This window comes from Actinomadura sp. KC216 (assembly GCF_004348535.1).
In the GTDB taxonomy this organism is placed as follows: Bacteria; Actinomycetota; Actinomycetes; order Streptosporangiales; family Streptosporangiaceae; genus Spirillospora.
In genome coordinates, this window is record NZ_SMJX01000553.1 from 1 (window position 1) to 2,668 (window position 2,668).

At 77.9% G+C, this 2,668-nt stretch carries 2 protein-coding genes; one reads left to right on the forward strand and one right to left on the reverse strand.

Annotated elements, in window-relative coordinates:
• Positions 1-1,009 (reverse strand): DMT family transporter (locus E1264_RS41825; protein ID WP_243711506.1); only part of this gene is annotated, 1,009 nt, incomplete at its 3' end.
• A 139-nt stretch (positions 1,010-1,148) separates the two neighbouring features.
• Between E1264_RS41825 and E1264_RS41830 the strand changes: the two genes are divergently transcribed.
• Positions 1,149-2,668, forward strand: a 1,520-nt coding sequence (locus E1264_RS41830; RefSeq protein WP_132183009.1) for a hypothetical protein, incomplete at its 3' end; no start/stop codon positions are given.

Below are 2,668 nucleotides of genomic sequence, written 5' to 3' on the forward strand. Positions count from 1 at the left end.
GGTCGGGGCGGGCGACGGCGGCGCGCTGGGCGATGTAGGCGCCGGTCAGCACGATCACGCCGCCGAGCATCTGCGCGGGGCTGAGGCGCTCGCCGAGAACGGCCCAGGCGATGAGCGCGGCGGCGACCGCCTCGGTGTAGCAGATCGCGCCGCCGACCTGGGCGGACAGGCGCTGCAGCCCGGCGACGCCGGTGAGGTAGGCCAGCACGGTGCTGACGACCCCGATCCAGATGACCAGCGTCCAGCCGGGGGCGGTGTGCCCGGCGACGGGGACCTGCGCGGGCAGCACGTCCCACGGCAGCGACCAGGGCGTGGCGAGCGCGGTGAGCGCGCCGGCGGCGACGACGCTGCCGGAGGCGGTGATGACGAGCGGGTCGACGCGTCCGGTGAGGCGGTCGACGATGAGGAAGTAGCTGGCCTGGCAGGCGGCGGCGCCGATCCCGGCGGCCAGCCCGACCGGGTCGAGGGTCAGCCCGGACCAGACCTGGACGACGAGGGTCAGCCCGGCCATGGCGACCGCGACGCCGGCGATGGCGGTGCGGTGCACGGGCGCGCGGCGGACCAGGCCCAGCCACGCCAGGACGATGACGGGGCCGCTGAACTCCAGCAGGATCGCCACCCCGACCGGCAGCCGGGACGCGGCGACGAAGTACAGGGCCTGGCACCCGGCGACGCCGGTCGCCCCGTACAGCAGGACGGGCCCCAGGTTGGGGCGCAGCCCGCGGGCGGCGGCGCGGCCCCGCAGCAGCAGCGCGAGCGGCACCAGGACCAGCGCGGCGGTCACGATCCGCAGCCACACCGCCTGCAGCGGGCCGAGGCCCGCCTCGATGAGCGCCTTGCCGAACGGCCCGGACGCCCCGAAGCACACCGAGGAGAACACCGCCAGGCCCACGCCCCAGGCGCGGGTGCGCGCCGCACCGTCCACCGCCACTCCCCCCGCGGTCCGCCGCCCGAGCAGGCCGAGCCGTTCTGGCCGTTCCAGCCGTCCGCACCGCACGGCACCCCGCACGGGCTAATGAGCATCATGACATAACGCTCCTTACACGTCGACGGGCGGGACACGGGCCCGCGGCGGGCCCGTGACGGCGTGGCGGCGATTGGTTCGCACGGGTGCCGGGCGGCCCGCCCGGGGCCACTACTATCGCCGGATGAGCTGGCAGGCGGCCGGGGCGGGGCCCGGCGGAACCGGAGGAACCGGCGGCGGCCCGAGCGGGGACCTGTTCGCCTCCGTCGAGGGCAACGTCCGCGAGCTGGTCGCCTCCCCCTGGTGGCAGACCGCCCAGCCCGCCGACCGCGCCGCCCAGATCGCCGCGCGGATGCTGTGGGGCGCCGGGGAGTGGTGGCTGTACGGGGCGTGGGGCCGCTGGTACCGGTGCGGCCTGGACGGCACCTGGCATCCCTGCCCGCCGCCCGCCACGTTCGAGGACCGCCGCGTCGCCGTCCCCGCGCCGCAGGGGGCCGGGACGCCGCCCGTCCCGCCGCAGCTGTTCCCGACCGGCCCGGACCTGTCGGCCGGGCGGGTCGCGCCGCTGGGGTTCCTCGGGCCCGTCCCCGACACCGCGGTCGTCGCGCGGATCTCCCAGGCGCTCACCACCGCCCTGGCGGTCAACCCGCAGCAGTTCGTGCAGCGCGACCCGATGTTCCAGCCGGGGACGCCGTCCACGGTCGCGGCGGCGTGGGGCGCGCTGCTGTGGTGCGCGGGGTCGCCGGTGGCGCTGACCGAGCACCCGCTGATCGAGTCGTTCATCCCGTTCCTGACCACCTCGGCCGAGCAGCTGCACTGGATGATGCCGCCCGACCTCGGCACCCTGGCCGGCTACTACGTGCACCGCCTGGGCGCCGGCGACGGCGGCGGCGCCGCGCACATCGCCCGCGTGATGTACGAGGTCGCGGCGGGGCTGCAGGCCGACCCGCGGTTCCGTCCCGGCGCGGACGCGCTCGCCGCGATCACGGCGGCGTCGCTGCGGCTGGTCAACCAGGACCTGGCGACCGTCCGGTACGGCCCGGACGCGATCGTGCAGGAGTGGCGGCGCCGCTGCCCGGCGGAGTTCGCCACGCCGATGGTCCGCGACACCGCGCCCGGCGAGTACCTGCGCCTGGCCCTGTACGACCTGCAGGAGATCGTCGCCGCGCTGACCGGGCCCCGCCCGTCGGCGCCGGGCCGCGGGCACGACGAGGTCCGCCGCGCCGGGGTCGCGGTGCTGGCCGCCGACCTGCAGGCAGCGCCGGGCGCGCTCCCGGCGCTGCAGCGCTGGCTGGACGCCGACAGCGCCCGGACCGTCCAGGCGGTGCTGGGCGACCCGGCCAACCCGCTGCGGTCGCTGTGGCCCCGCGACGGGCGCCTGCCCGACGCGCTGCGCAGCGACGACCCCGACGCCCTCGCCGCGCTGCTGGCCACCACCTACACCCTCGGGCTGACGTGGTGCCGGCTGGCGCAGGTCCCGCCGCCGGCGACGGGGTTCGCGGTGCCGCAGGCGGTCGCGGCGGAGCTGATGTCCCCGGCGATGCACACCCCGCCCTCCACCGACGAGCTGTCGGCGTGGGACATCATCAAGGCCGCGCGGGAGCATCTGGCCGCCGAGCGCGGCGCCGACCAGCCGGTGGCGCCGGTGCCCGACCCGGCGGGCGGCCCGCCGGGCCCGCCGCCCGCGGCCGCGCCCGTCCCGCC